This is a genomic window from uncultured Rossellomorea sp. (genome assembly GCF_947488365.1).
Classification (GTDB): domain Bacteria; phylum Bacillota; class Bacilli; order Bacillales; family Bacillaceae_B; genus Rossellomorea.
Genome location: NZ_CANKZT010000002.1, coordinates 459866 through 486792, shown reverse-complemented (window position 1 = coordinate 486792; position 26927 = coordinate 459866). Strand labels below are relative to the sequence as shown.

Genomic DNA, 26927 nt, shown 5'->3' with positions numbered 1-26927 from the left:
CATGTTTTCCCATACTTATTTTTTAGCATTTTAGGAGGTAATACGATGGCAGTAAAAGTGGAGAAATTAAAAGTAAACTATAAAACTCTTGAAGAGTTTAAGAAATTTAAAGAATATGGTGTACAGGAATTATCCATGTTAGAAGACTTACAAGCCAACATCATTGAAAACGATAGCGAGTCACCTTTTTATGGAATTTACTTTGGCGATACCTTGGTTGCCAGAATGAGCTTGTACCAGCGCAATGCTCGTTTTGATCAGTACTTCGATCCTCCCCAAAATTACTTGGAACTATGGAAGCTAGAGGTATTACCAAAATATCAAAACAAAAACTACGGAAAAATGCTCGTAGAATTTGCAAAAAGCTTTGGTTTACCTATTAAAACAAATTCCCGTATTAAATCCCAGGGATTCTGGGAGAAAATGGGCTTCGAAGCCGTTACGTACGAAGTGGAAAGAGATTTAGGTGAAAATCCATACGTATGGTTCCCAGAAGGGGTCACAGAACAGAAAATCAGTTAAATACGAAAGCGGAGGCGGCTTGCCCAGAGGCGACAAGCATAAGGCGGACCTACCGGAAAGGCGCTCTTTCCCTTTTTGGTAGGTCTGCTTTATGACCTCGAGCCTCTAGCCGCCGTAGCTGGATGAAAACGAAAGCGGAGGCGGCTTGCTCAGAGGCGAAAAGCTTACGAAAACCATTATCAATTAACTAAGATAGGCTGGCTAAATAAATTTATTTAGCCAGCCTATCTTTCTCTTCATTTATTCAACCGCTGAAGGTTGCCGTTTTTATCCATCTGAAACTTCACTTTGTCTTCATTTCCTTGCAAAAGAGCCATTTTCCTTGCTTTTTCAAAAATAGCTAATAATGACTTATGATCTTCTTCAAGAAGATTAAATTTTGCTTCATACTCTTTCAACTCAGCTTCAACCTCTTGAAGCCTTTCTTTCAAATAAGAGATTTGTCCATGAAGCTGAGTATTTTCATTCCGTACTTTTTCCCCGTTTCGAACGGCATCTTCAGCTTTTTGAAGATAATTTATCATACTCCCCATTGAAAACACTTCAGAAGCTTCAAGCTCTGGTGAACTCTCTACTTGCACTTCTTGATTTTCTTCATTTGCCTTACCTATTGGAGAGTCCTTTTTAGATTGCTTTCTTTGTTTTTTAGCAAGTTCGATTCCGGATTTATATTGTTTACGAACAAATGAGTTCCAACGAAAGCCGCAAGCCGCTGACGTTCTTGATAGTTTTCTTCCTACCTCTTCAAACGCTTGAAGCTGGGTACCACCTTCTCGTATATTGCGTAATACCACTTCCGCTAACAACACATCTTCATCTTGACTCCATGCATCCTGCCTATTTGAAGACATTTCCATCCCCCCTGTAAGATCCAGTTTATCCAATCATATGCTCTTACTAGAGAAGATAGAATCTGCACCACTATTTTTTTAATGCATACAAAAAGGAACCGGCTTTCTGGCACCGGTTCCTTTTTATTATGCTTTACCTATTTATTAAAGAATCTCTCCACTGCCTCGTGATGCTCATCACTTGCCCATAGCTTTGAACATTGGCTTATTTCCTTCATTATATTTTCTTCTACTCTTTTTCTATCCCATTTCCCAAGAAGTTGCTGCTTATATGCCCTCAAGACTCCCTCTGATTTCTGTGAGATCAATTTAATGAGGGGAATTTCATGGATTGGGACATTGGCATCGACTAGTTCATCTACAAACCCTATATCATAAAGGACTTCTGCTTCTTCCACCCTTGCTGTCATTAGCAGGGAAAGCGCATTAGACGCTGAAAGCCTTTCAAGAAGTAAGGTCCCACCTCCCCATCCTGTGGTAATGGCGAGATTCCCTTGAACGAATCCCATCTTAGTTGTTCTTTTGGCGATTCTAAAGTCACAAGCAGTGGCGATCTCACACCCTCCGCCAATCGCCGTTCCATTAATAAAAGCGATTGTAGGTTTTGGTAGGAAGGCTAGTTTCATAATGAGGCTGCCCATTTTACTGAGCATTCCATAACTTTCACTTTCTGTTTTAAGGTTATGAAATTGAGATAAATCTCCCCCGGAGCAAAAAGCCTGATCACCACTTCCAGTAATAAGCAGCGCTTTCACATGATCATTTTGAATACACTCATCTAGCGCTTTTTCGAGTCCTGCCATAATTTCATAACTCACTGCATTTCGTTTTTCCGGACGGTTGATGATAAACTGCAGAATCCCTTCTTCATTCATATGTATCATATATTCTCCCAAATCAGACCCTCCTTTCATACTTTTAGTGTATGGTTTTCTAAATGAGATGAACAGACATTTCTTTAAAATGACAATAAAAAAAGCGTGAAGAGCCATGGCCTCTTTCACGCTTTTTTTGCTGTAAACAATATTATTTGTTTACAACTTCTTTACCTTTATACGTTCCGCACTCTTTACAAACACGGTGTGCTAGTTTCATTTCACCACAGTTTGGGCATGCTACCATACCAGGTACACGTAGTTTGAAGTGTGTACGACGTTGTCTTTTTGCTGTTTTAGATGTTCTTCTAAAAGGTACTGCCATTCTTCCCACCTCCTTAAAAGAGATTCATACTCATTATGAAGCCAGTCGAACTGGTACTTCGCTTTTAAGATTTCTTGTTTTGATCAAGAAGTTTTGCTAACTCAGCGAGACGAGGATCAACTTTCTTCTCTTCCTCTTGTTCGACTTGATAAGCTTGTTCTTCCGTCAGAACTTCCCAGTTCTTACCTGAAGGCATCTCATCTTGTTCTCTCGCTTCATCACTGATTACTTGCATTGGAATCTCAAGTAATAGTAATTCTCTTATAGCAGGTTTTAAATCAATAACATCACCTTGAATACGATGTATTTCCTCTTCCTCATACTGATCATAATCAGTTTCATTTAGAAGATAGGTTTCAATCGTTTTAATGTCAACTGGTAAATCAACATCCACAAGGGTTCTTGAGCAAGGTAATACTAACTTTCCTTCTATATGAAGATGGAAGGTGACCCGGTTCGAACCGATATCTGCCTTTCCAGACACTCGAATAGGTGAGACTTCTATAATTTGGGGATCGATTTTTTTCAATTCATCCAAATTAATTGTTTCGTCAATGGAAAGTCCCTTGTCTCTAAATTTTTGTAATTGTATTATTGACCATTTCAATGTAATCACCTCAAGGCAACAAAGGTAATTATAGCTTTCATAATACCGTTTGTCAATATTTTTTCTTTACACTCTTTACAACCATAGTGTTGTAATTATAACGTTTAAATATAAGGACTTTCAAATATTTTATAATATTAGTTATGATTATGTCATAAAAGGAGAGAATCTATATCATTTCCATATATAATGAACTACATAGCAGATAGTTGTGACTTAGAAAGGATGTGGAGAATTTCATGAAAGCAACAGGAGTAATAGTAGAGTATAATCCCTTTCATAATGGCCATTTACATCATTTAAGGGAAACGAGAAGGGCAACAGGAGCTGATGTAGTGGTTGCGGTTATGAGTGGGCATTTCCTGCAACGTGGAGAGCCGGCACTGGTATCAAAATGGTCCCGCACCAAAATGGCTTTAGAAGCAGGGGTTGACGTTGTCATTGAGCTTCCCTATAGCTTTGCCACACAGCATGCTGAATTTTTTTCACGGGGAGCCATTTCACTCCTTGATGCCATCGGGTGTGAAAGCTTTTGTTTCGGCAGTGAAGATGGAGATATCGATACTTTCGAGAAAACGGTCCTATTCATCGAAGCGAATAGGAAGAAATACGATACATATATAAGTGAGTTCATCCAGGAAGGCACGAGCTATCCTTCTGCGTTGGCCAAAGCTTTCCAAATGCTCGGGAGCGGGGACTCGGTCATCGATCTAAGTAAGCCGAATAATATACTGGGATTTCATTATATGGAAGCAAGAAATCAGATTCACTCATCATTGAAAGCTTTCACCATCCCAAGGGAATCTGCTGGATACCATGATGAACATTTTTCTTCTCCTTCGATTGCGAGCGCTACAAGCATCAGGAAAAATATTTTCAGCAGTGAGGGTGATATCAAGATCGACTCTTATCTCCCCCCTACATCTGTTGATCAATTATCTCAGTACCAACTTGAGTACGGGGGATTCCATAGATGGGAAAATTATTGGACATTTTTGCAGTATAAGCTTCTTTCTTCGTGCAAAGAAGAACTGAAGGAGATATATGAAATAGAAGAAGGTATAGAGAATCGGATGATAGAGTTTGTTAAAAGCTCGGCTTCCTTTGAAGAATTCATGATGAAGCTTAAAACAAAACGATATACATGGACGCGTCTTCAACGAATGCTCCTTCATGTTTTAACCAATACAAATAAGGAAGAAATGCGAAGCAGACACAACTCCCCACGCCATATTCGCCTGCTTGGTATGAATAAAACTGGGAGGGAATTTATCCATTATCAGAAAAAAGCAATGCCTTTGCCTTTAATCAGCAAGCTTTCAAGTGCAAATCAAAAAGATATAGCTTTAGATGTCAGAGCGGCTGAAATTTATTCTTTAGGTTTAGAAAATGGGGCAGCCCGAAAAAAACTGCTTCATCTAGAATGGTCTCAACCGCCAATTATGATATAGAAATAGAAAGAGGCTGACAGAAGGCAGCCTCTTTGTTTATTTTTCTAATGTCTGTAAAAATGCTAATGCTTCATCAAATGTTTTCACAGGTATTACTTTCATGTCCGTACCAATGTCTTCAGCTGTTCTTTTGGCAGCAGTATAGTTTGATTCAAGATCAGGATATTTTTCTTTCATTTCCTTTGTAACCGTTTCATGGGGAGCAAGAAAATACTCTGCACCCGCTTTGTCAGCCGCAATGACCTTCTGCTCTATACCGCCAATGCGTCCAACTTCCCCGTTTTCGGAAATCGTCCCGGTTCCCGCAATAGAATGACCCTTCGTAATGTCATCCTTCGTTAGTTGATTATAAATCTCCAAGCTAAACATCAATCCTGCGGAAGGGCCACCAATCTCTTCAGTATCCAGTTCCACCGGTGGGTCTGTTTTGATGTCTTTATCGTCACTCAGCGTAATACCAAGACCTACTTTATCGGGCATATCAGGGAAAGCCTCCAAGGAAATCGTCTCCACCATTTCTTCCTTATCCCGAACGAAGGTAATCTTCACACTATCCCCACTTTTTTTCTTACTCACATATTCAATGAATTCCTCTGATGATTGAAATGCATTCCCATCAACGGCTGTAATACGATCACCAGGCATCAAAACTTCCTCGGCTGGCATCGACGGGTAAATATTTAAGACATAGATACCTTTATATGTGTATTCATAGGGTTTACCTGCTTTTTTGAAGGCCACTTCAATGGCATGGTTTTGAGAGTCGGCCATAAGGTGAAGTTGACGAAGATTATATTCCTCGTCACTTTCATGAGGACTTCTGATTTCTTCAACAGGAAATATATATTCGTATTTTTTTATGCTGGCAATAAGATAGGCATAGATATTTGCTCTACCCATCCTGACGGTTGTAAGCATTAATTCACCTTCATCCTCATATCCATCCTTCACTTCTACGATCGGATCCAGTTCATGTGCACCTCCCGGCTTCGTTACATAGAATGGAAGATAATAAAAGGATGTAGCAACCATAAAAATGGTCATGATGACTAAGGTTCTAATTAATGTTTTCGTTTTCATGTTCTTACTCCTTCCAATTATCTAAAACTTTCTGAATAGAAGGAATAACCTTCTTTGCCTCTTCCTCTCCCATATCTATAATTTCTTCAATATTTTTGAACGCTCTGGTACTGTACATTTCTACATGGGGTCTTATCATAAAGTCGGAGGCAAATTCCCTGTGTGCGACGATTTCTAGTTGAAGGATATCGATGCTTTGCATAATCACATCATAGATCGTTGTGATTTCTGCATTACGTTTCACATGAGATACATCGACTCCTATGACGATGTCGGCACCCATCTCTTTTACAACCGAAACGGGTACCCGGTCAATGACTCCTCCGTCCACGAGTAAACGGCCGTTTATTCTTTCAGGTACAAATATACCTGGAATCGCAATACTTGCCCGAACCGCACTTGAAACAGGTCCCGTCGTAAATACCACTTTTTCACCATTTGTTATGTCTGTAGCGACTACACTTACGGGGATGTTTAAATCTTCAATATTTTTATTATGTGTAAAAAGCCGAATGAATTCTCTTATCCGTTTACCCGAAATAAATCCCATCTTCGGAACGGTAAAGTCTAAATAATATTTTCTTCTGAAGGTGGTAGAAAGCTTGTAAAGGTCTTCCATCTTATGCCCTACCCCATAAAAGCAGCCGACCAAAGCACCCATACTGCTTCCTGCTATCATATCAATCGGAATCTTCGCATCATCAAATGCCTTTAACACGCCTAAATGTGCAAAACCTCTTGCCCCACCCGAGCCGAGGGCTAATCCAATTTTCGGTCTCTCCATGCCCTTCCCCCTTTTCCCGAGTTATCGGTACATTTCATCATATGGTCTATTTCAATTATGTATGAGTATATTGAATAATATGAGGACAAGTTGAATTAATCCCATTTTATCATTCTTTTCCCATTTCACAAGGAATTGATATAGAAGGAACTTATTTCATAAGAGGGGGAAGTCCGGTTGTTCAAATCGAAAATCAAAACCTTGGCTTTATCCATAAGCGTGACGGTGTTTGCGGTATCTCTCATCATAATGCCCGGAGAATCTCTTGAGGCGTCCATACGTGGATTAGATATGTGGTGGGAGATCGTTTTCCCTTCCTTACTGCCATTTTTTATCGTGTCTGAAATGTTGATTGGATTTGGGGTGGTCAGGTTTATCGGGGTCATTCTGGAGCCCTTGATGAGGCCATTATTTCGGGTCCCCGGAGTCGGAGGGTTTGTGTGGGCAATGGGAATGGCATCCGGGTTTCCATCGGGAGCCAAATTGACGGCTCGCCTGAGACAAGAAGAACAAATCACCAAACTGGAAGCAGAGCGCCTTGTTTCCTTCACGAACTCTTCCAATCCTTTATTCATATTTGGAGCTGTGTCAGTCGGCTTCTTTCAAAACGCTACCCTTGGCATTGTTTTAGCTGCCGCTCATTATATTGGAAACATCTGTGTAGGTGTCGTCATGAGGTTCTATGGTGGAAAAGAAAAGGAAGAAATGAGGAATCGCTCTCCCAGAAAAAAGGGCTTTATCATTCGGGAAGCCTTTTCTGCCCTTCATCGCACAAGACTGCAAGATAAGCGCCCTATAGGTAAACTCTTGGGAGATGCTGTCACCTCTTCTATTCAAACCTTACTAATGATCGGTGGTTTCATTATCTTATTTTCGGTCATTAATAAAATGCTTTACCATCTTCACATTACGACCTTTTTTGCAGAAGGGTTGTCAACTTTATTTATTCTGCTTCAATTACCAGAGCAATTAAGTATTCCTTTTATATCCGGCTTATTTGAAATTACGTTAGGCTCAAAACTGACAAGTGGAGTAAATGAAGCCACTCTCCTTCAGCAAGCCATTATTACAAGCTTTATATTAGGGTTCAGTGGATTTAGTGTCCAAGCACAAGTGGCAAGCATATTAGCCGAAACCGATATACGGTTCAAACCTTTTTTCTATGCCCGTTTTGTTCACGGAATAGCCGCGTCCATCACGACCATCCTGATTTGGAAGCCGATATATGAGAGATTTTCCGATGAGCAGCTCTCAAATGCCATACCCGTATTCGCAATGAAGAATAATGCATTCTGGACGGAAATGCTATATTTGTTTAAGACTGCAGGACCAGTGATCACGATTTTCAGTTTGATTCTCTATATCGTTCTGTATGCAAGAAGACAAGTGTATAAATAAAGAAAGGGGTTGATCCTTTTGCCTATGCCGGTTTACTTTTCACATCATGTGTAAGTTAAGGTTTAGACACCTGGATCAACCCTGTTTAATTATTCAGGCTTATTTAATTCATTATATTTTTCCTTTAACGATTCTTCCACACGCTTCGGGACTAATTCCGAAATGTTACCTCCATACTTAGCCACTTCTTTTACAATACTCGAGCTCAAGAAAGAGTATTGATTATTCGTCATGATAAAGAACGTCTCGATATCATCTTCTAAAACCCTGTTCATGGACGTGATCTGCATCTCATATTCAAAATCTGATACCGCACGCAACCCTCTAATAATCGCTTTCGCATTCACTTTTTTTGCGTAATCTACTAAAAGCCCTTGAAAGGAATCGACCACTACATTTGGAATGTCCCCGGTAACCTCACGAATCAATTCAATTCTTTCATCTACAGAGAATAGAGGTTTTTTAGAAGAGTTATTTAAGACCACTACATAAATTTGATCGAAAACCTTTGCGCCTCGTGTAATAATATCTAAATGTCCATATGTAATGGGATCAAAGCTTCCCGGACAAACTGCTATGCTCGTCATCTTTTTACCCCCAGTATATTTAGTATCTTCAATCGTTTTCCTTCAAAAAAATGGAGATCCTTATGATTCCATACGTTTCTTCCCTTACTTTCTTCAAGCCCCCGGCTCTGTCTTCCAATGTAATATCCGAGCCATGTTCACACATGACGTAACCGCTTTCATTTAGAAGATTGTGCTCATCGATGAATTCCAAGAGGTGTTGAAGCTTCTGCTGTTTATAAGGAGGATCCAAGAAAATATAATCAAAGGTTAACTCTCTTTTTAAAATCGCCTTTAATGCCCTCGTTGCTTCATTCCGATACACTTCGCTCTGGTCCATTAAGTCACAATCCTGGAGGTTTGCCTTAATGGTTTGAAATGCTTTTGCATCACGGTCTACGAATATAACAGAATCAAGCCCCCGACTTAGAGCTTCTATTCCTAGTCCACCGCTTCCTGCAAACAAATCCAATCCTGATCCCCCTTCAAAGTAGGGACCTAACATATTAAATATAGACTCTTTCACCTTATCTGTTGTCGGCCGTGTTCCACTACCAGGAACAGCTTTCAACGGTCTACCTTTTAACGTACCTGATATTACTCTCATAATCATCCACCATATATGTATTTTTTCTTCACTATCCTATCATATCTCGACAGATATCGCTACATACTGAAATTGTTCCAAAAATGTATAAAATCATTTTGATAGGTGATAATGGAAGTAACAGCATCCTAACTGATGTTGTTGCCAACCGCGGAGAAGACTTACGATTCCCCATAAGTTCTTCCTCCGGTTTCTCCTCTCCCTTTGCCTTCTTTCCAGAAATGGATATAGAAGGACCCTGCAGAATTTCTGCAGGGCTTTTTACATTTCTTCTTTAATTTCGATTGAATTTCCTTTATTCACCACTTTTACATTAAACAATTTCTCAAACCAGTGAACATCCATATAAATGGAGCCTCCAACCGTTTGCACAGGCTTCGTTAATAAGCCGTAATTTTCTTCATTATAAATAAAATAATCTTCATTCACATAAAACCTGAATGTATTTCCGTTTATCGATGTGAAAAATACGTTGGGCTGAATCTCTTTTATATCCAGTCCAAGAGCCCTCACTGCTTGTGGAAATTGAATTAACTCTTTCTGTTTATAAGAAATGTAAGACAGGTTATGGGATTTCTTATTGATGAACACCGGGTGATCGTTTTTAAGAACCATTGGGACATTCTTTCTTCCTTTTGCACTTTCATTAAAAAATGTAGATTCAAAGCCTGTAACCGCTCCTAAAATCATATCTAATTTTAATGCATCGACCGATTTTGTCTTTTCCCCTTCAATTCTTCGCTTAAATGCATCCAATTGGGAGGAGGTTAGTCCTTCAATTAATTCCTTATACGCCCATGCGGAATTTGAAGTGTGCGGTTGTTTTTTTAAGATGATGCCAACAATAAACTCTTTGAGCCAAACCTCTTCATCAGTGGAAGCATACTGTTGATACAGTAAGCCGCCTTTCACATCATCCAGGAGCTCCTCTTCAGCTGTGTTCCTCACAATCAAATATGGAGATTGATAGGGCTTTATTTTGTTCGTCATGATGACGGTCACAAATCCTTCAAAGGAACTCAGGGAAGCCATACCGATATCTTTGATGACCGTCGTGTCGTACAACATTCTCACTGTAGATGATTTTTTTTCTAACATCGTCTCTTCTGTCCAATATAAAGCGGAAGGCTCACTTCCACCGCTGAAGGAATAGTAATCAATATATTTCATTTTTTTATGGCTGGCAGATTTATATCCTGTTATCCATTTTCCAGTCCTGAAGCTCTTTTCTGTTATTTGAATATCCGTATTTATTGTAAAAACAGAGGAAAGTGTGGGATGCCAATCTTTTACTAACATTACTTCTGCATTAAGTGGCTGTTCGAATGTATAGGTAATCGTGATCTCCTGTAGGTCATCATAGAGATTACTTAATAAGAATTCCCCGTCTTCTTTTGTGAAACAATCTTCCCCTCTGTCATTGACACATAAAAAATCCCTTGCATGATCTGGCCACTCAATTGATATACGTTCAGGGATCGATGATAAAAAATGAATGGTTTGAGTAACAATGAATTCGTCTCCCGTATGCGTAATGGAATAAGACTGATTCACCTTTACTGCACCGGACTCTTCGGCACTTTCCGTCGTAAACCCCATCCATTGAAAGAAAAGAATGCTAAAACTAATCAGTACCATAAGTAGACCAAATGTAAATAGAATGCGTTTCATACCATACTCCTTAACTCCGTCTGCTACATAAAGAATAGCAGATTCCAGCAGCTAATTGTGGAATATTTTAAGGATATTGCCATTTATTCATACAATATCCAGATCTTTACTGTCTGTAAGAAAAGGGGAGTCGCCTAAATGATCGCTCAGTAAATGATTCCATTCACTTTTATCGACCAAACCATTACCGATAAGAGTTTCTTGTAAACCTTCAAGAGTAGAGTTTTGCAGTTCATTTTCTTCTATGAGGGATAAGATTCCGTGAGCCGCCAGTGTGGATAGGATCGCTGACACGATAAAAGAATCACTATTCTTTATCTCAACAATCTCTTTCCTTTCAAGCCTCCCACCCATTATATACAAACATGATAACCCCAGGACGATAAAAAGAAATAACCATACCATCACGATCACCCCTATAAGTTATTTTAGAATCTTTACTTATGACTATATGTTTGAAATAATAAGGAATTGATAAACTCGGTAAGAAAAGGAGATTGAATGAATGATTCAACGTTTTATAGAATTAGGAGAAGGATATTCAGATATTTATGAACTAATGGAGCTAGCAAAAGCTAATAAAGAACGATTACAGCATATGATGACATTTCATACAATTGTAAAGAATCGGGCCGTTTCATCCCTGGCTCTTGTGATGAAACCTACAGAACAGGGGAAATTCCAAGCAATCTATGTGTGCAGGGAAGGAATTCCAAACCCGAACATCACACCGAACCAGCGCTACTCCCTTTTTGAAGAAACAGCTAAGGAATTAGACAAGGTCATTATCCAAATGGATGTTAAACCATCCACTTTATATCCAGAAAAGGCATTGTACTATCAACATCTGATTGCGATACTGCGCTTGAATCATTATATACTGCCTTTACAATAAGGTATGTTAATCGTGCAGCTTTTTGAACGGGGAGCTATTCATACTTAAGAAAAAAGCTGCCAAAACAACAGTCTTTGGCAGCAAACATTAAAATCCCATTTTGTAATCATATTCCTTCGCCTTATCGGGGCGGGAATTTTCAAAAACAGACTTAATAAATGGCTTAAATGAAGGATCTACTTTTTTCACATATGAATAGGTAGCTATTCGTTCCATTACAGAGTCAATTTCATCCTGATTACAATAAAGTACAACATATTTCATTTTCTTTGAAACATAGTGAACATTCCCAAATCGTCTCAGGGACTTGGCATGCTTCAAACTATGTAACCAAACAACTAAACCTTGTCTCTCTGTTAACATATAGTTTCCCCTCTAGGAATCACTTTTTTATAAGTCTAGCATAATAATGTGGGGGTAAGCAATATGTAATGGTCTTAACTTACATTAAATAAGCGTACAGTGAATACTACATAATGAAGTAGAAAACGGAGGGCCACCATGGACTTAAATGTGATTTGGGACTTTTTTATCGATCAGCTTCGACAAGAAGACGGGATTGAGGATGCCCGTGTAAAATGGAGCGCAGGCATTCCATTCATCTATATACAATCCAATAAAGAGAAAAGCGACATCGAGTACTCCATTAAAAAGTGGTCGGCTAGAGCGATGCGGGGAAAGAGATTGCATTCTGATACGATCTTTTTCAGGGAAGAAGAATCAATATATGTATATCGCCACCGGTTTTATGTTCCACAGGAAAAGATGTTTTGCTGCGGGAACCTCTGCGTGGATTGTGTTCGGTTAAGGCAGTAATAAAAGAAGAGCGGACACATCGCCCGCTCTTCTTTCGACTTGTTTACGCTGAACAGCCGCAGCTTCCGCCAGAACCGCAGCCTCCCCCGCAGGATCCTCCGCTTGAGAAGAAAGGATTCCCTGAAGGAACCTTTACATTTTTAGATACGGAATGGCCGATTAGCAGGCTCACCTGATCAAGGAGATCTTGCAGCTCGTTTTCCACTCTTCTGAACTCCGCTACATTCTCATCAAGGTCCATTTCTCTTTTCACTTCACGGATTTCCTTCATGATGGTTTTGTAGTCCGGGTGGTAACGTCCGAAGCGTTGAACTTCTTCGTAACTTTCTTTCATTCGCGAAAAGGTTTGTATTTTTCGTTGAGTTTCAGAATTGTTGCGAAGTTTATATAAAGACTTACGATAATTTTCTGCCACATCAGATTCTAAAATCCACTGAGATAATTCGTCAGCTGAATCCAATATTTCCATTCTTTCTATAGTAGCAAGCATAATGCTCACCTCCGTAAAGTCATTTTAACATGTTTCACGAAAGGAAGCGAATATGCAAATTGATTTATTAGACTTGCTCACTTAATGAAATGCTGGGCTCATTCATCCTAAAGAAAAAAACGCCGTGAAATAGTTTTCACGGCGGCAGATCCATAAACACTATTGAATCGTCACATAAAACTGCTTTTTCATCCCTAAAGGTTTGTTATTCGTCCCTACTATTTCCACGTTGAGAAGATGTACACCTTTTGGTAACCCTTTTACAACAAAGGCAGCTGTATGATACTCCTTATACAAATTCCCTGTATTTGAACGAACGACAATCTTCCCTTTTTTCGCTCCGCTTTTTTCAGAAGTGAAAGTTACATTGGGAACGATACATTCAATATATACTTGACTTCCTTGTACCATATGTTTGATGGAAAGAGGCTTTTGCTCAGTGTTCGCTGCTTCAACTTTTTTAGTGAACGTAAAGCTTTCTGGTTCTGGCATTTTTTCCTTACAGCCACTTAATACAATAAGTAACGCAATGGATAGAAAAATGATTTTCTTCATCGTGTACACCACTCCTTACTAATAGCCTTGCCCAATCCACACGAATTTTACTCAAAATAATTGATAGGTGTTTGTGATGAAGTATGATGCAGAGCCATTTACCAACCTCAAAAAAAAAATAGCACCTCAACTATCGGCACTATTCATTGATTGAAACATACTGATCATCATGGAAGCCATTTGGACTCCGTTTGAGAATTTTTGTACGCGATGAGGAATCGTCTTTTGAAAATGGTTGATGGACGCTATTTCGAATTTCTCTAATTCATTGGGATTTCGAGAAAGTGTACGATACCACTGTGGCTGATCCCTTAAAAATAATTTCAGATCTTCTTTGGCATAAATATACTCAATAATGTCTGCTCGCATTATTAATCACCCTCCTAATCTTTCCGGAATGAAAATGGATGGGAGGGTTTAGATGGTGTTTCAGTTTTCGTTGCCGTTCCTGATCCCCTATTGTTATTTGACTGAAATTGACTAAGTACCCCTTGCACGGCTCCCAAGGCTTCACTTAAGTTGTTAATATGTTGTTGCAATTGATTAGCGTCCATTTTTTTCACCATATCTCCAACTTGATCCATCCAGCCGCTTTTACTTCCCTGGTTGGTTGGGGTTGATTCTTTCGCAGCTTCGTCTTTATACTTATCCCACCTTGTATCATCTTCCCCCAGTAAGTACCAGTCTTCAAAGAGATCCTGCCAATTGGCATCACCATTCCGCACATCTTTCACAATTTTCGGATGCTTTCTCACAAATCCTTTAAACTCTTTTACCTTAGGGTGTAATGATTTACCCATTTTATGAACACCTCCATTACAGGCATCTACCTACTATACTTTATGAAGGATCGAAAAGAATGGTGATACATTCCTTTTTGTAGTAATATTTACAAGTATATAGTGATGATTTTCAACAAACAGTTTCCAAGGACAGGCGGCTGTGAATAAAGAAAAGGATGTATGATGATGAAAGAACGGGTACAACAGTTATTTGATGAATGTCTTTCAGCTGCAACGGATGAGGAACTGCTTATCATGAAGCAGCTTTTAGAAGGGGTTAAAAGGAAGAAAGAAAAGGAAAATGGGTCAATCATTGGCGGAATATTTGCTATGGACCGTGAAGTGAAAGATGGGAATTTCGAAATAAGTATTCCGATCACCCCAGTTACATATAATTCACTGGAGATCGTTCATGGAGGAGTAACGGCTACTTTGGTAGACTCAGCTATGGGGACATTAGCCAATATGATGCTTCCAGAGGATTATGGGGCCGTAACGACAAATTTAAACGTTCACTACTTGGCCCCGGGTGTAGGAGAACGATTAACTGCTCATGCAACAGTGGTTCATCAAGGCAGTAAGACAATTGTTGTGGATGGGAAAGTTGTAAGTTCGGACGGTAAGATTGTTGCTCATTCTACAGGTTCCTTTTTTATATTCAAAAAGAAGCAGTAAACGAGCCTTATAAGACAAAAGAAAAGGTTGATTCCCCATTCGGCATTGGAGAATCAACCTTTTTATTATTCGTTTTCGACTTTTTCTATAAAGTTTTGAGTGTAGTACCTTTTGTATACTCCTACACCAAGATGGGTGAATTTTTGTTCCAATAAAATCTTTCGATGCCCTTCAGAATTCAGCCAGCCATGAACGGCTTCAGGAGCATCGGCGTACTGAGAAGCAATGTTTTCCCCTGCTGTATTGAACATAACATTTTCACTTTCTAGACGCTCGGAAAGGTTTCCAGATGTAGGTGAATCATGGGAGAAATATTCCTTTTCATACATTTCTTTACTATGCCCTCTTGCTACCTTTGCCGTTTCTTCATCCCATTTTAGGATATCTTCCTCAAATTGATGTCTGAGCACATTTGTAATATCAAAGATCTGCTTTTCACTGGCACCATTCACTTTATCCCATTCATCTTCACTCGGCTCCTGTTCTTCTGCCAGTTCCCCTCGATACATCATTTCATATGGATGCATCTCAATCAATGTCTGGCTATCCAGAAAGCGGATACTCGTAAGCTTACCGGTGAATTTGTCTAAATAAAGCTGGGCATAAATATCTCCAAGAGATATGAGTAACCTTGTATTCAGATCTTCTTCATTCAATTCAAATTGATAAGCCCCTGAATCATCATTTACCACGATTTCGGAATCAACAATGGTAAAACGGTAAATGTCTTCTAAACTTTGCCCCAATTTATAAGGGGCCACATCCACTTGGTTCCCAATGGCAAACAACGTAACGACTTTATGATTATTAACGCCCATTTGTATGTACTGTTTATCCGAAATCGGGTAGATCCACCATTCATAACCATAGGAGCTTGGTTCAACCCGTTCCGGCTCTCCAAATGCTACTGTTACCTTTTTCGTATCTTTACCAATCCACGTTGATAAACCGGATGTAGGACGTTCACCAGGTGTTTCAATTGATTGGTTTAATTGGTTTTCGTTGTCTTCTTTAAGAGTTTGGGTTTCTGGTCCTTTTAGAGGTTCATTTTCTTGTTTTTGACCTTGATAAATACCAATAAATAAGATAATGACAAGAATGATCAAAATACGCAAAACTGTTCTCAGAAATTTCCCTCCTCTCTACTTTCTCTACCAAGATATGCTGCAAATGCTAGATTTATTATACCATTGTTTATGATTCTAAAACTTCAGTCTAGTATAAAGGATAGCATATTTTCATTCGTTCTAAAACAAATGAATCTCTAATGGGAGAGGTTTCTGTCCCAATTATAATAGAGATGATCAAAGATCATCTCCTCAAGATTAAAACGGTTTATTTCTGAAATTCGATTCAGATATATTTTCTAACGCAACGTAGGCCTGTCTGCCCAGTGATTCCCTTATAGCAAAATCACCTAAAGAGACCATCCCGAGCAATCGGTCTCCATCGACAATAGGGAGTCTGCGAATCTGATGCTCGGCCATGATATGAGCCGCTTCTTCTGCTTCGCTCTCAGGGCCAATGGTTATTAAGTGTGTACTCATAATGTCCTCTACCTTTGATGAAGCTGGGTGTTTTTCAGCAATACAGCGGAGGACGATATCCCGGTCTGTCATCATTCCAACAATCTTTTCACCATCCACGATGGGAATGGATCCTACATTATGTTCCTTCATTTTAAGAGCAACCTCATAGACATTGTCCAGTAATGAACAGGTTTCAACGTCTTTTGTCATTATTTCCTTGATTTTGGTCATATTTATCCTCCTCATGCGTTCAGAATCACTTTCTATATTTTTCACTTTCTCCTGAAGGATATTCACCTTTTATAAAAATGACATAATCAAATGATGCAAGACATTGCAAGATAAAGGTTTTTCCACTATTATTAAGAATGAGAAATACCGCATTAGTATCATTGTACATACACCGATATAAATGCTTCTACCATACGTATAGCATGTGGGCTCCATAGCCATCATGCCAGACAATATAGGAGGGAATTATTATGCGTTTTGAAGGAACAGAATTTGAAAGCTTAAAAGTGGATTTAAACCGATTAGACGAAATCATGGAATCTCATGGTCTTGTTCGTGCAGGTCAATGGGATTACGAAAGAGTAACATACGATCGCAAATTCGAAATTAGAGAAGGTATTTTCTATTTACGAATTCAAGGTCTTGCTGTTGAAGGAGATATCGGTAAGCATGACGCCGTTATTCAATTAATGACCCCACTATTAGGTAAGCACTATTATCCACATGGTGTAGAATACGGTGAAGGTGAAGAATTCCCTAAACACCTGGTCACTTCTTGTGAAAAACTTATTGCAGATGTCAAAAAAGAAGCAACGAACTTCGCTTGGTAATATCTGATTATGATTAGACTGTCTATCTTCAGACAGTCTTTTTCTATGTCTCATTTAGAGTGGACCTATCCTTCAATCTCCCCTATTCAACATTCGATAGAACGTGTATTAAACAGAAATAAATCCTTTGAAATTTCATTTTCTTCCTACTGTTCATTCTTCACATTCTCTCATATAATATATAGTAAGAGGTTTCTGTTAGAAAGGGGTACACAATTGTCAAAGTTTTTCACGAAAAAGGTATTAATGATTACGCTGATCTTCTTAATACTTGCTATAACTGCTTTTTTTATATTACCAGTTTCCGTCCCCTTAATTACTGCGATTATTACTGCTCTTTTCCTGGAGCCTGCCGTTAGCTTTATTCAAAAGCGTTTCTCGGCAAAACGTCGAATTGCGGTACTTTCCGTTTTTATACTGTTTCTACTTCTTATTAGCGTTTCCTCGTTCTTCGTTACTACCAAAGTCGTTGGTGAAGGTATCAAGCTGATAGAAGATGCACCGAAATATGTTAACCAGTTGAGCGATATATGGCTTGATTATGAGGATAGGCTGTTGAACGCGACGGAGGATCTTCCTGATGAATTAGTGAAAAGCTTCAGTGAAGACGTTCAAAACTTCCTGAATAGTGGAAAGACGAAAATTCTTAACTCTGTAAATATTGAAAAGATAAGCGTATTTTTATCTTATATACCCAATTACTTAGTAAGTTTTCTCGTTTACTTAATAGCTCTTTTTCTATTCATGTTGGATTTACCACGCATTAAGAAATCCATTTATGGTCACTTGACAGAAAGAACTGCAGAGAAAGTAACGTTTATGACTTCCCGACTCACTTACGTTATTTTTGGATTCTTTAAAGCTCAATTCCTGGTGAGTATTATCATCTTTATCGTTTCCTTAATCGGATTATTATTTATAGCTCCCGATGTTGCGATCGTTATGTCGATCATCATATGGGTGATTGACTTTATTCCTTTGATTGGATCGATCGTCGTGTTGGGCCCTTGGGCTATTTTCCATCTGCTGACAGGAAATATCGCATTAGGAACCCAACTTGCTGTATTAGCTGCCATTCTGCTTATTATTAGAAGAACGGTAGAGCCTAAGGTGATGGGTACCCATATTGGTTTATCTCCGCTTGCTACATTGATCGCCATGTATCTCGGGCTTAAACTCTTTGGTGTATTGGGCTTTATCATCGGTCCATTATTACTCATTGTGTTTAACTCCGCTAAAGAGGCAGGTATTATAAAAACGAATTTCAAGTTATAATTTAAAGGACAAATCCTATCGACTAGGATTTGTCCTTTTCTATTTGTCCTTTTCTGAATCTGTAATGATAATTTCTTTGGCTATGTCACATTTTTGTTGATCTGTTAAGACGGACTCACGGACTTCATTTTAAAAGAAATCATAAAAAAACGGCTGTTTTCCCTGCGATAAGGCTTTTAGCTTATGAAGCTCCCCATCTCCGCATTGGAGTTTTCCCATTTGGATTAGAGCCTGTGGGGTATGTACTCCAAAAGCTAACCCGGAAAAAGTGTTTATATCCATTGAGATAGGATCCTCCACCTTTCCTCCCGCGAGCACTTCATTTTTGTTAACAATGAAAGTATTGTTATTCCAGGCAGCTGTTGAATCAGTAATGGAAAGTGACAGTTGATAGGAAAAATTGATTTCTTTTACATGTTTCTTTAAGAAGTTTTCCACGTCGACGATTCTTGCCATAAAGTATGGGTACTTCTCCATTTTAACTGCAGGGTCCTTCAACATATACGGTAAGGCTTCACACGGATTCAAAATAAGCTCTGCCTCTTTTACCATGGAGTCGTGCTGACAAATAAAGTTCCATAATCCAATTCTTGCATCACTTGTAAGTGGAATAAATTCTTCAACCTTTATCTTTTCCTTTTTCACTTCATATGTAAGATATCCGGTTGCGTCACCTTGTTCATTATAATATATAGCTATCCATAAATCCGTGATGCTTCTTTCCCTCCACCAGTTTTCAGAACGGACGAGCATACCATTATAGTCTTCCGCGTAACGATTATAAACCACTTCTAATTCATTGGGATACGTATCCTTGGTAAATCTTTTAATGTGGCCATTGTGAGGTTTTAAAGGTACAAGGTCCTTCTTCTCAAGCTGTACCTTGTGGAAGAATGTAAATACCTCCCAGCCGAATTTACGATAGAAATCAATATAAAATGGATGAAGCATGGATATGACTTTGCCTTCTTCCTTCATCATTAGTAATGAATGGTTCATCAATTGACGTATGTGCCCTCTTCTTCTAAACTCCGGATAGGTGGCGACTCCTGCAATGCCCCCCATGGGGTACACCTGTTTCCCCATCTGTATTTCCAAAGGTATCAGGTGAAGCTTTGCTGCTAATTTTTCTTCTTCATATATTCCATATACAGTATGTTCTTTAGTTTGTTGAAAACGTCTCTCCCTGTCTTCACTTGGTACAGCATACTGAAACGCATATTCGGATAACTGTAAGGATTCTTCAAATTGATCGTAGTTTAATTTTGTAATCATTATTTTTCTGCTCCCTTCTACTATTTCTACATTCGACGGGTATTCTACCATTCCCTTTAGTAAATCACCATTTATTAAACAAAGAAAAAAACCTATTATGTGATGTATCACATAATAGGTTTTTCTTTAATATCCCAGGATTGCCCGAATGACTGAGGTTGTTTCTCCGCCTTTGTAGAATACGTAAAGGAGGAGATACACAGCGACTCCTGTAATAGCCGTAAAGAACCAGATTAAACTAGTGATCGGTCCCAGCTTACGGTGCCTCGCTAAACGATCTTTATATCCTGTCCACAAGCTCATTAAACCAAATACAGCACCCGTTGTGGCCAAAGTAATATGGAAAACCAAGAAAACCGTATAATAAATCTTAATGCTATCAGGACCGCCAAAAGACGTATTTCCAACAAATATCGTTCTGCTCATATAAATGATGAAAAAGATAAGCGCAAAAATACCTGCAAGTGTCATGGTTTTCTGATGTTGCTCAATCTTTCTCTGTTTAATCTGCCACCATCCAATTGCGACTGTCACTGCACTTAATACGATGAAGGTGGTACTAATTGTAGGTAAAATAGGTAAACCCATCTCTATTCCTCTCTTTTCTAAAAATACTAAGCTATGTACTTAGAGGAATGAAGTTAATCATCCCCTGATTCGTTACTGTTCTGTCAATTTTGGATCAATGGGATCATACGAGAGCTTTTCTTGTTTCTCCTGATCTTTGCGATACCATTGAAAAAACAGGTTGAATAGCATAACTCCAAATACAATCTCCTGAACAATCTTCATGATCACTCCGCCAAGCTGCTGATCATTTTGTGTAGACATATCAGTAAATAATTCCGGCCCAGTCAGCGTCAACCCTTCAAGAGTATTAACAGGCACACATAGTGCCAATGCTTTAAGAAACTCTTGTGGATCATAATAAGGGGCATATAAAGGATTCTCGGCAAAAATAATCAAACCGCATGCCGGTGTCAATAAGACTGCACTCCCAAGAATATATCCAATACGCTTGAGCCCACTTAAATCAATATCGTCATCCACTGGATTTAGTAAAGGCCACCACATGAATAAGGCTAGCAAGAATAGAATGATGGTCGCCAAACCGTGAAGAGTAGCATCAGTTCTGACATTATCAAACACTAAAGGAATATGATAAATCGAAAAGATGATATTGAAAGATAGTAAAGAGATCAATGGTTTTGTCATAAACTTAAAGATTTGCTTAACCACTGGTAACTCAACTGCAGCTTTCCAGACCCATTTAGGTATTCCTAACACGAGCAGAGGAGTTACCACTAAATATAGTAACGCCATTTGTGCCATGTGAGCAGAAAATAAAATTGTGCTCATAATTTCTACTGGCGAACCCTTAATTCCATATAAGAGAACCATTGATAGAATAAAATAAGTGGCTTCTTTGCTGGTCAGTTTTTTACTTTCTTTAAAGCTGTCTCTCCATTTGACAGTGATTAAGAAATACACGACCGTTATAAATGCTAAAGCCAAGAAAAAAAACGGGCTCCATAAAGCCATAAAACCAAAAATACCTAAAGGCATTTCTTCACCTCATTTCACGTTTCCTAACCCCATTATACTGACAACCCTCCCCCACTTCAATGTAAGGTAATGACAAGTTCTTGACAATTAGAAAAGCGGAGCCGACTGTACAGGCCCGACAAGCACATTGGGAAAACCCAAAAAGGCGTTCTTTGCCTTATTGGGTTTTCTCAATGTGACCTCGAGGGACTAGGAGGCGCAGCTGGACAATGAAAAGCGGAAGCGGCTTGAACAGGCCCGACAAGCATAAGACGATTCTGCCGGAAAGGCGTTTTTTGCCTTTTTGGCAGAAGTGGCTTATGACCTCGAGGGCCTAGCCGCTGGAGCTGGACAATGAAAAGCGGAGCCGACTGTACAGGCCCGACAAGCACATTGGGAAAAATCCCACTCCAACGAAAAAAAGCCAGCCATAAGGCTGACTTTTTCTTTAGATCCATACAATCGTTACAAATGCTAACACTGTGATAAATGCAACAAGTGCACCAGAGTACAGGAATAATGCAGGAGCTTCATGACCTTTATGACTCATATGCATGAAGTAATAAAGTTGAAAAATTAGTTGAACGACTGCAAGTAAGAGGATGAAAGGTACAATAAAGTACTTATCAAAATCTCCTGCCACTGCAATGAACGCCACTAATGTTAAGAAAATCATTAACATGAAGGATGTAACCTGCATTCTCATGTCTTCTGCATTTTTCTTACGACGATATTCGTAATCTACACTTGGGTTACCTGAATTTGATTGTTGATTCGCCATCAGTTTATCCCACCATTCCCATTAAGTATACTACTGTAAAGATAAATACCCATACAACGTCGATAAAGTGCCAGTATAGAGAAGCTAAATAGAACTTTGGAGCATTGTAAAGGTTTAAACCACGTTTAGCGTTACGAAGCATTAAGCTTACAATCCATAGAAGACCGAAAGCTACGTGTCCTCCGTGGAATCCAACTAGTGTGTAGAAGGCTGAACCAAATGCACTACTAGTAAAAGTATGCCCGTATTCATGTACGTAATGATTAAACTCATAAATCTCTAATCCAAGGAACGCTGCACCTAGAAGAACCGTGACTAATAACCAAGCCTGCATACGTTGGAAGTTATAATTCTTCATATGATACATTGCATAAACACTTGTAAGAGAACTTGTTAAAAGTAACATAGTTGCAATAAATGCAAGTGGTAGATCGAAGATGTCAGCAGCAAGTGCATGACTGTCACTAGGGACTTTGTCTTTAAGCGCTAAATATGTTGCAAAAAGAGATCCGAAAAGAACCGTTTCTCCACCAAGGAAAAACCAGAAGCCCATGAACTTGTTTTTCCCCTCAAGGGTTGCCTTTTCAGGGGAGGCTGGCCAGGTCTTTGGCGTGAATTTTTCTTCAGCGTGCATTATGCCTTACCCCCTTTATCATCATCCATTAAATCTTCTTTGTGAACATGATATCCATGATCATCAAGTACTGAACGGAAGAACATTGCACCTAATGTAATAAGCATACCAATTACCAGAACAGGAATTGCCCATGCTTTATCACCATCCGGATGATACATAGCACCAAACGCTGCGATAAATAATCCGAGTGAAATGATCACCGGTAAGATGGAGTTATTCGGCATATGAATGTCTCCGATTGGTTCTGCTGGAGTTAAGTCTTTTTTACCCTCCATTTTCTCTAACCAATAAGCATCCAAACCACGGATAAGTGGAGTTTGCTTGAAGTTATAGAATGGCGGTGGTGATGGGATCGCCCATTCAATCGTACGACCATCTCCCCAAGGGTCATTAGAAACCTTAACACCTTTGACTTGAGTCATGATGACATTAACAAGAAGAACAATAACCGCTACTCCCATGAAGCCTGCTCCAATAGAAGAGATCAGGTTTCCTGTTTCTAACCCTTGACCAGGCAAGAACTTCCAAATGCGACGAGGCATACCCATTAAGCCAAGGAAATGCTGAATAAAGAATGTTAAGTGGAATCCGATAAAGAATAACCAGAAAGCGATCTTCCCTAAGAAATCATTTAACATTGTACCGAACATTTTTGGCCAGTAATAGTGAGTACCTGCTAATAGGGCAAATACTACCCCACCTACGATAACGTAGTGGAAATGGGCAACAACGAAATACGTATCATGGAATTGATAGTCAGCTGTTGCAGCTGCGTTCATGATTCCAGTAACCCCACCGGCTACGAAAGTAGGAATAAACGCTACTGCGTAGAGCATTGGAGTCGTGAAGCTGATACTTCCTCCCCACATGGTAAGGAGCCAGTTAAAGATTTTGATACCTGTTGGTACGGCAATGGCCATTGTCGCAACGGCGAAGATTGCATTTGCGATTGGTCCAAGACCTACTGTAAACATATGGTGAGCCCAAACCATGAAGCCTAAGAAACCGATAAGCACGGTCGCAAATACCATGGATGAGTAACCGAATAAACGTTTTCTAGAGAAGTGTGGAATGATCTCAGAGAAAATTCCGAAAGCAGGCAATACAAGGATGTATACCTCAGGGTGACCAAAAATCCAGAAGAAATGCTCCCAAATAATGGTGTTACCGCCATTCGCTACATCAAAGAAATTCGATCCGAACATACGATCAAATAACATTAAGAATAACCCTACCGTTAATGCAGGAAACGCGAATAAAATAAGTGCCGAGGTAACAAATACTGTCCATGTAAATAGCGGCATACGCATGTAGGTCATACCAGGGGCACGCATATTAATGATGGTTACAAGGAAGTTGATCCCACCTATTAATGTTCCTGCACCTGAAATCTGTAAACCTAGTACATAGAAATCAATACCATGCCCTTTAGATGCCATTGAAAGTGAAGCATATGATGTCCACCCTGCATCTGGTGCTCCTCCTAAGAACCATGAGAGGTTAAGGAAAACCCCACCTGCGAAGAATAACCAAAAACCTAATGAATTCAGGAATGGAAATGCAACGTCACGAGCACCGATTTGTAATGGTACAACCGCATTCATGAATGCGAAAATCAACGGCATGGCCGCTAAGAAAATCATCGTTGTACCGTGCATTGTTAAAACTTCGTTGTATAAGCCTGCACTAACAAAGTCATTGTTAGGAACAGCCAGCTGTATACGAATGATAAGAGCTTCCAATCCACCGACTAGGAAGAAGAATCCTCCTGCCATAAGGTAAAGGATGGCGATCTTTTTGTGGTCTACTGTTGTTAAGTAGTCCCAAACAGTCGCGCCGAAGCCTTTTTTCTGTGCATAGCTACTCACGATTAAACCTCCCTTTAACTAATCCCCAATTAATCTTGAACTTTTAATCCCATTAAATATTCTGCAAGGGCATCAAGTTCATCTTCCTTCAGGTTACCGTATGTACCTGTCATTTTATTTCCTGGCTTGTACTGCTCAGGGTCAACTAACCAATTTTTTAGTTCTTCTTCATTGTGATCTAAAATACCTGCGATTCGGGTACGCTCACCAAAGTTTGCTAAGTTCGGAGCAAGACGTGCTGATTCAGGACGTCCATCCTGAGGTGATACTGCGTGACAGCTTAAGCATTTTTGGTTGAAGATTTCTTGTCCTTGTTGTGCTAAATCAGAAGTTGGTTTAGGTTCTCCTGCATTTTTCATATCTTCTACCCATGCCGTAAACTCTTCCTTAGGAAGCGCTTTTACTTTAAAGTCCATTAGTGCATGAGAAGGTCCACATAGCTCAGCACATTTCCCGTAGAATAATCCGCCTGCTTCTTTAGACTTTTCTCCATCAAATTCAAGGAAGAATGTGTTTACGTTGTCGACGTTTGTATCAATCTTTCCTCCAGCTGCCGGAATCCAGAAAGAGTGCTTAACGTCAGAAGCCGTAACATTGAAGTAAACCCTTTGATCGGTTGGGACAACTAAGTCCTGTGAAGTGATGATTTTTTCATCCTCATACTCAAATTCCCACCAGTAAAGATTAGCGCGAACATTTATAACTAAAGCTTCGCGATTACCATCTGCGTCTTTTTTGTCCATAGCTTTTGTATCCGCTAATTCGAAAGTCGACGTTACGGTTGGAACAGCCAGGATAAGAAGAAGGATTATTGGTATTACTGTCCACACGATTTCAAGTGTGTGACTACCTTCAACTTGTTTCGGGATAGTAGTATCTCCCTTTTTTCTGCGGAAACGAATAATTGCCACCATATAGACGATGACTACTACAATGATTACTAATACCATTATTAATGTAGACAGTATCATTAAATCATATTGTGACTGTGCTACTTCACCAGCTGGCTGTAATGTGGAGAGAAATGGCTCTCCACAACCAGAAAGAACTAGCGCTAACATTGCTACAATTGAGAATAAGCGCCACTTAGATAGCCTTGCTTTCATAGCTTAATCAAACCCCTCTTTCGTGTAATATACTTTTGAATAAAACAAGGACTCATGAAAATATCTATTTGGATTTCTTATCAGAAAGAATTCCCACTAATCTTAAATTACGGTAACGATTACCATCGCTACGAACAAGATAGTTAAATAATTTAGTGAATAGACAAACATAAGTTTCGACCACTTAATATCGTCTTTCATTTTGTAACCTGCGAGACCCAGTGCCAGCCAGCCAATGTTAAAGGCTGTTGCAAGGACAAAGAAGAACATTCCTAAATCCATCAAGAAGAATGGAAGTGGCAATAAAGCTGCAACCCATGCTACGATATGGTGCTTTGTGGTAGCAAATCCCTTCACCACTGGAAGCATTGGGATATTCGCTGCCCTGTATTCTTCCACCCTCTTCATCGCTAATGCGTAGAAATGAGGTGGCTGCCAGATAAACATCATTAAGAATAGTACCCAAGCGATTACATCAAGGTTTGCATCAACAGCTGCCCAACCGATTAATGGTGGAACCGCGCCAGAGATACTTCCTACAATCGTGTTGCTCACATATTTTCTCTTTGACCACATTGTATATAATACAACATAACTAAATACCCCGATAATTCCTATTACACCTGCAGTAACAGTGGTCATAAATAACATAATGATTCCCACTGCAATCATTATTAATCCCAAAGACAATGCTTTAGGTCCATTGATCTTGCCCGTTACGGTAGGACGTGCTTTTGTACGTTCCATCAGATGGTCGATGTCACGATCATACACATTATTAATGGTGCAAGAACCCGCAATAATAAGGGAAGAACCTATCAATGTAAGGAACATTATATCAAGAGAATTTAGAAAGTGCGTATTCGTAAAGTAAAAAGCTAACCACATACCTGTAAAGGTTGTAATTAAATTTGAATTAACGATACCAATTTTGATTAATGCTAAAAAATCCTTCCACGCAGTTGAGGTTGTCAAATCTGCTTCTTCTACGTTTGTCATCATTCGACTATTAGCCATTTTCTTCCTCCTCTCTATAAAAAGCCAGAGGCCAGTTGCCACCTCTATACTATATAGGAAATGTTTCACTATTTCTATATCACCTGTTAACATGCACAGATA

The 26927-nt window shown here is 39.3% G+C and carries 33 protein-coding genes; 8 read left to right on the top strand and 25 right to left on the bottom strand.

Translation table 11 applies throughout. The features are described 5' to 3' along the window. Nucleotides 1-45 precede the first annotated feature (45 nt). A complete protein-coding gene (locus Q1B03_RS09400) occupies nt 46-522 on the top strand; it encodes an N-acetyltransferase (protein ID WP_299740650.1) in 477 nt (158 codons plus the stop codon). Between the two features lie 236 nt (nt 523-758). Here Q1B03_RS09400 and Q1B03_RS09395 read toward each other — a convergent pair whose 3' ends face one another. From Q1B03_RS09395 to Q1B03_RS09380, 4 genes are all read right to left on the bottom strand, one after another. Then, nucleotides 759-1373: an RsfA family transcriptional regulator gene (locus tag Q1B03_RS09395; protein ID WP_299740649.1), complete on the bottom strand. Its 615-nt coding sequence runs from the start codon at nt 1371-1373 to the stop codon at nt 759-761. 137 nt (nt 1374-1510) lie between these two features. After that, complete coding sequence (locus tag Q1B03_RS09390; protein ID WP_299740647.1) at nt 1511-2269, bottom strand: enoyl-CoA hydratase/isomerase family protein; 759 nt, start codon at nt 2267-2269, stop codon at nt 1511-1513. 130 nt (nt 2270-2399) lie between these two features. Then, nucleotides 2400-2573 carry a 50S ribosomal protein L32 gene (gene rpmF, locus Q1B03_RS09385; protein ID WP_044337494.1) on the bottom strand — a complete coding sequence of 58 codons (174 nt, stop codon included), beginning with the start codon at nt 2571-2573 and terminating at the stop codon, nt 2400-2402. A gap of 64 nt (nt 2574-2637) precedes the next feature. Further along, nucleotides 2638-3180 (bottom strand): DUF177 domain-containing protein, encoded by a 543-nt coding sequence (locus Q1B03_RS09380; RefSeq protein ID WP_299740644.1) that lies wholly within the window; start codon nt 3178-3180, stop codon nt 2638-2640. 239 nt (nt 3181-3419) lie between these two features. On the opposite strand from Q1B03_RS09380, the gene Q1B03_RS09375 reads away from it, so the two are divergent. Next, nucleotides 3420-4631 carry a nucleotidyltransferase gene (locus Q1B03_RS09375; RefSeq protein WP_299740642.1) on the top strand — a complete coding sequence of 404 codons (1212 nt, stop codon included), beginning with the start codon at nt 3420-3422 and terminating at the stop codon, nt 4629-4631. A 36-nt stretch (nt 4632-4667) separates the two neighbouring features. Here the strand turns inward: Q1B03_RS09375 and Q1B03_RS09370 are convergent, their stop codons facing one another. Together Q1B03_RS09370 and Q1B03_RS09365 are read right to left on the bottom strand one after the other, a co-directional pair. Continuing rightward, nucleotides 4668-5711: a SepM family pheromone-processing serine protease gene (locus Q1B03_RS09370; RefSeq protein ID WP_299740640.1), complete on the bottom strand. Its 1044-nt coding sequence runs from the start codon at nt 5709-5711 to the stop codon at nt 4668-4670. 4 nt (nt 5712-5715) lie between these two features. Continuing rightward, nucleotides 5716-6495: a patatin-like phospholipase family protein gene (locus Q1B03_RS09365; protein WP_299740638.1), complete on the bottom strand. Its 780-nt coding sequence runs from the start codon at nt 6493-6495 to the stop codon at nt 5716-5718. 177 nt (nt 6496-6672) lie between these two features. Here Q1B03_RS09365 and ylbJ point away from each other — a divergent pair, with 177 nt between their 5' ends. Further along, nucleotides 6673-7893, top strand: a complete 1221-nt coding sequence (gene ylbJ, locus Q1B03_RS09360) for a sporulation integral membrane protein YlbJ (protein WP_299740635.1) — start codon at nt 6673-6675, stop codon at nt 7891-7893. 89 nt (nt 7894-7982) lie between these two features. Here the strand turns inward: ylbJ and coaD are convergent, their stop codons facing one another. The 4 genes from coaD to Q1B03_RS09340 all read right to left on the bottom strand — a co-directional run bounded on the left by coaD (nt 7983) and on the right by Q1B03_RS09340 (nt 11142). Next, nucleotides 7983-8480: a pantetheine-phosphate adenylyltransferase gene (coaD, locus tag Q1B03_RS09355; RefSeq protein WP_299740633.1), complete on the bottom strand. Its 498-nt coding sequence runs from the start codon at nt 8478-8480 to the stop codon at nt 7983-7985. 28 nt (nt 8481-8508) lie between these two features. Further along, nucleotides 8509-9066 (bottom strand): 16S rRNA (guanine(966)-N(2))-methyltransferase RsmD, encoded by a 558-nt coding sequence (rsmD, locus tag Q1B03_RS09350; protein ID WP_299740631.1) that lies wholly within the window; start codon nt 9064-9066, stop codon nt 8509-8511. Between the two features lie 261 nt (nt 9067-9327). Further along, entirely contained in the window at nt 9328-10737 is a 1410-nt protein-coding gene (locus tag Q1B03_RS09345; RefSeq protein WP_299740629.1) for a hypothetical protein, read from the bottom strand. A gap of 87 nt (nt 10738-10824) precedes the next feature. Beyond that, nucleotides 10825-11142, bottom strand: coding sequence for a hypothetical protein (locus Q1B03_RS09340; RefSeq protein ID WP_299740627.1), 318 nt, complete (start codon nt 11140-11142; stop codon nt 10825-10827). Between the two features lie 100 nt (nt 11143-11242). On the opposite strand from Q1B03_RS09340, the gene Q1B03_RS09335 reads away from it, so the two are divergent. Beyond that, nucleotides 11243-11632, top strand: a complete 390-nt coding sequence (locus tag Q1B03_RS09335; protein WP_299740625.1) for a methylthioribose kinase — start codon at nt 11243-11245, stop codon at nt 11630-11632. 87 nt (nt 11633-11719) lie between these two features. On the opposite strand, the gene Q1B03_RS09330 is transcribed toward Q1B03_RS09335, so the two are convergent. Then, entirely contained in the window at nt 11720-11995 is a 276-nt protein-coding gene (locus Q1B03_RS09330) for a YlbG family protein (RefSeq protein WP_299740623.1), read from the bottom strand. Nucleotides 11996-12133: 138 nt separating this feature from the next. Between Q1B03_RS09330 and Q1B03_RS09325 the strand changes: the two genes are divergently transcribed. Then, the gene (locus tag Q1B03_RS09325) at nt 12134-12448 is read left to right on the top strand and encodes a hypothetical protein (protein ID WP_299740621.1); all 315 of its coding nucleotides are present in this window, start codon (nt 12134-12136) and stop codon (nt 12446-12448) included. 43 nt (nt 12449-12491) lie between these two features. On the opposite strand, the gene Q1B03_RS09320 is transcribed toward Q1B03_RS09325, so the two are convergent. The 4 genes from Q1B03_RS09320 to Q1B03_RS09305 form a co-directional block, all read right to left on the bottom strand. Further along, on the bottom strand, nt 12492-12938 hold the full coding sequence (locus Q1B03_RS09320) for a YlbF family regulator (RefSeq protein ID WP_299740619.1): 447 nt from the start codon (nt 12936-12938) through the stop codon (nt 12492-12494). Between the two features lie 159 nt (nt 12939-13097). After that, nucleotides 13098-13493, bottom strand: a complete 396-nt coding sequence (locus Q1B03_RS09315) for a hypothetical protein (RefSeq protein ID WP_052504421.1) — start codon at nt 13491-13493, stop codon at nt 13098-13100. A gap of 126 nt (nt 13494-13619) precedes the next feature. Then, entirely contained in the window at nt 13620-13862 is a 243-nt protein-coding gene (locus Q1B03_RS09310; RefSeq protein WP_044337507.1) for a YlbE-like family protein, read from the bottom strand. 14 nt (nt 13863-13876) lie between these two features. Further along, entirely contained in the window at nt 13877-14293 is a 417-nt protein-coding gene (locus Q1B03_RS09305) for a YlbD family protein (RefSeq protein WP_299740613.1), read from the bottom strand. Nucleotides 14294-14461: 168 nt separating this feature from the next. Here Q1B03_RS09305 and Q1B03_RS09300 point away from each other — a divergent pair, with 168 nt between their 5' ends. Further along, entirely contained in the window at nt 14462-14950 is a 489-nt protein-coding gene (locus Q1B03_RS09300) for a PaaI family thioesterase (protein WP_299740611.1), read from the top strand. 65 nt (nt 14951-15015) lie between these two features. Here Q1B03_RS09300 and Q1B03_RS09295 read toward each other — a convergent pair whose 3' ends face one another. Next, a complete protein-coding gene (locus Q1B03_RS09295; RefSeq protein ID WP_299740609.1) occupies nt 15016-16065 on the bottom strand; it encodes a CAP domain-containing protein in 1050 nt (349 codons plus the stop codon). Nucleotides 16066-16275: 210 nt separating this feature from the next. Next, nucleotides 16276-16710, bottom strand: a complete 435-nt coding sequence (locus Q1B03_RS09290) for a CBS domain-containing protein (protein ID WP_299740607.1) — start codon at nt 16708-16710, stop codon at nt 16276-16278. A 251-nt stretch (nt 16711-16961) separates the two neighbouring features. Between Q1B03_RS09290 and Q1B03_RS09285 the strand changes: the two genes are divergently transcribed. Next, on the top strand, nt 16962-17321 hold the full coding sequence (locus tag Q1B03_RS09285; protein WP_299740606.1) for a YugN family protein: 360 nt from the start codon (nt 16962-16964) through the stop codon (nt 17319-17321). Nucleotides 17322-17537: 216 nt separating this feature from the next. Beyond that, nucleotides 17538-18596: a sporulation integral membrane protein YtvI gene (gene ytvI / locus Q1B03_RS09280; protein ID WP_299740604.1), complete on the top strand. Its 1059-nt coding sequence runs from the start codon at nt 17538-17540 to the stop codon at nt 18594-18596. Between the two features lie 129 nt (nt 18597-18725). Here the strand turns inward: ytvI and Q1B03_RS09275 are convergent, their stop codons facing one another. The 8 genes from Q1B03_RS09275 to cyoE form a co-directional block, all read right to left on the bottom strand. After that, nucleotides 18726-19871 carry an enhanced intracellular survival protein Eis gene (locus Q1B03_RS09275; protein WP_299740602.1) on the bottom strand — a complete coding sequence of 382 codons (1146 nt, stop codon included), beginning with the start codon at nt 19869-19871 and terminating at the stop codon, nt 18726-18728. A 126-nt stretch (nt 19872-19997) separates the two neighbouring features. Then, nucleotides 19998-20459, bottom strand: coding sequence for a DUF420 domain-containing protein (locus Q1B03_RS09270; RefSeq protein WP_299740600.1), 462 nt, complete (start codon nt 20457-20459; stop codon nt 19998-20000). A 72-nt stretch (nt 20460-20531) separates the two neighbouring features. After that, nucleotides 20532-21437 (bottom strand): cytochrome c oxidase assembly factor CtaG, encoded by a 906-nt coding sequence (ctaG, locus tag Q1B03_RS09265; RefSeq protein WP_299740598.1) that lies wholly within the window; start codon nt 21435-21437, stop codon nt 20532-20534. Between the two features lie 427 nt (nt 21438-21864). Continuing rightward, nucleotides 21865-22197: a cytochrome c oxidase subunit IVB gene (gene ctaF, locus Q1B03_RS09260; RefSeq protein WP_044337517.1), complete on the bottom strand. Its 333-nt coding sequence runs from the start codon at nt 22195-22197 to the stop codon at nt 21865-21867. A 4-nt stretch (nt 22198-22201) separates the two neighbouring features. Beyond that, nucleotides 22202-22831 (bottom strand): cytochrome (ubi)quinol oxidase subunit III, encoded by a 630-nt coding sequence (locus Q1B03_RS09255; protein WP_044337518.1) that lies wholly within the window; start codon nt 22829-22831, stop codon nt 22202-22204. Then, nucleotides 22831-24702: a cytochrome c oxidase subunit I gene (gene ctaD / locus Q1B03_RS09250; RefSeq protein WP_299740595.1), complete on the bottom strand. Its 1872-nt coding sequence runs from the start codon at nt 24700-24702 to the stop codon at nt 22831-22833. The genes Q1B03_RS09255 and ctaD overlap by 1 nt, the downstream gene beginning before the upstream one ends. 29 nt (nt 24703-24731) lie before the next feature. Next, complete coding sequence (gene coxB / locus Q1B03_RS09245; protein ID WP_299740593.1) at nt 24732-25808, bottom strand: cytochrome c oxidase subunit II; 1077 nt, start codon at nt 25806-25808, stop codon at nt 24732-24734. Nucleotides 25809-25910: 102 nt separating this feature from the next. Beyond that, nucleotides 25911-26825 carry a heme o synthase gene (gene cyoE, locus Q1B03_RS09240; protein ID WP_299740591.1) on the bottom strand — a complete coding sequence of 305 codons (915 nt, stop codon included), beginning with the start codon at nt 26823-26825 and terminating at the stop codon, nt 25911-25913. Nucleotides 26826-26927 lie beyond the last annotated feature (102 nt).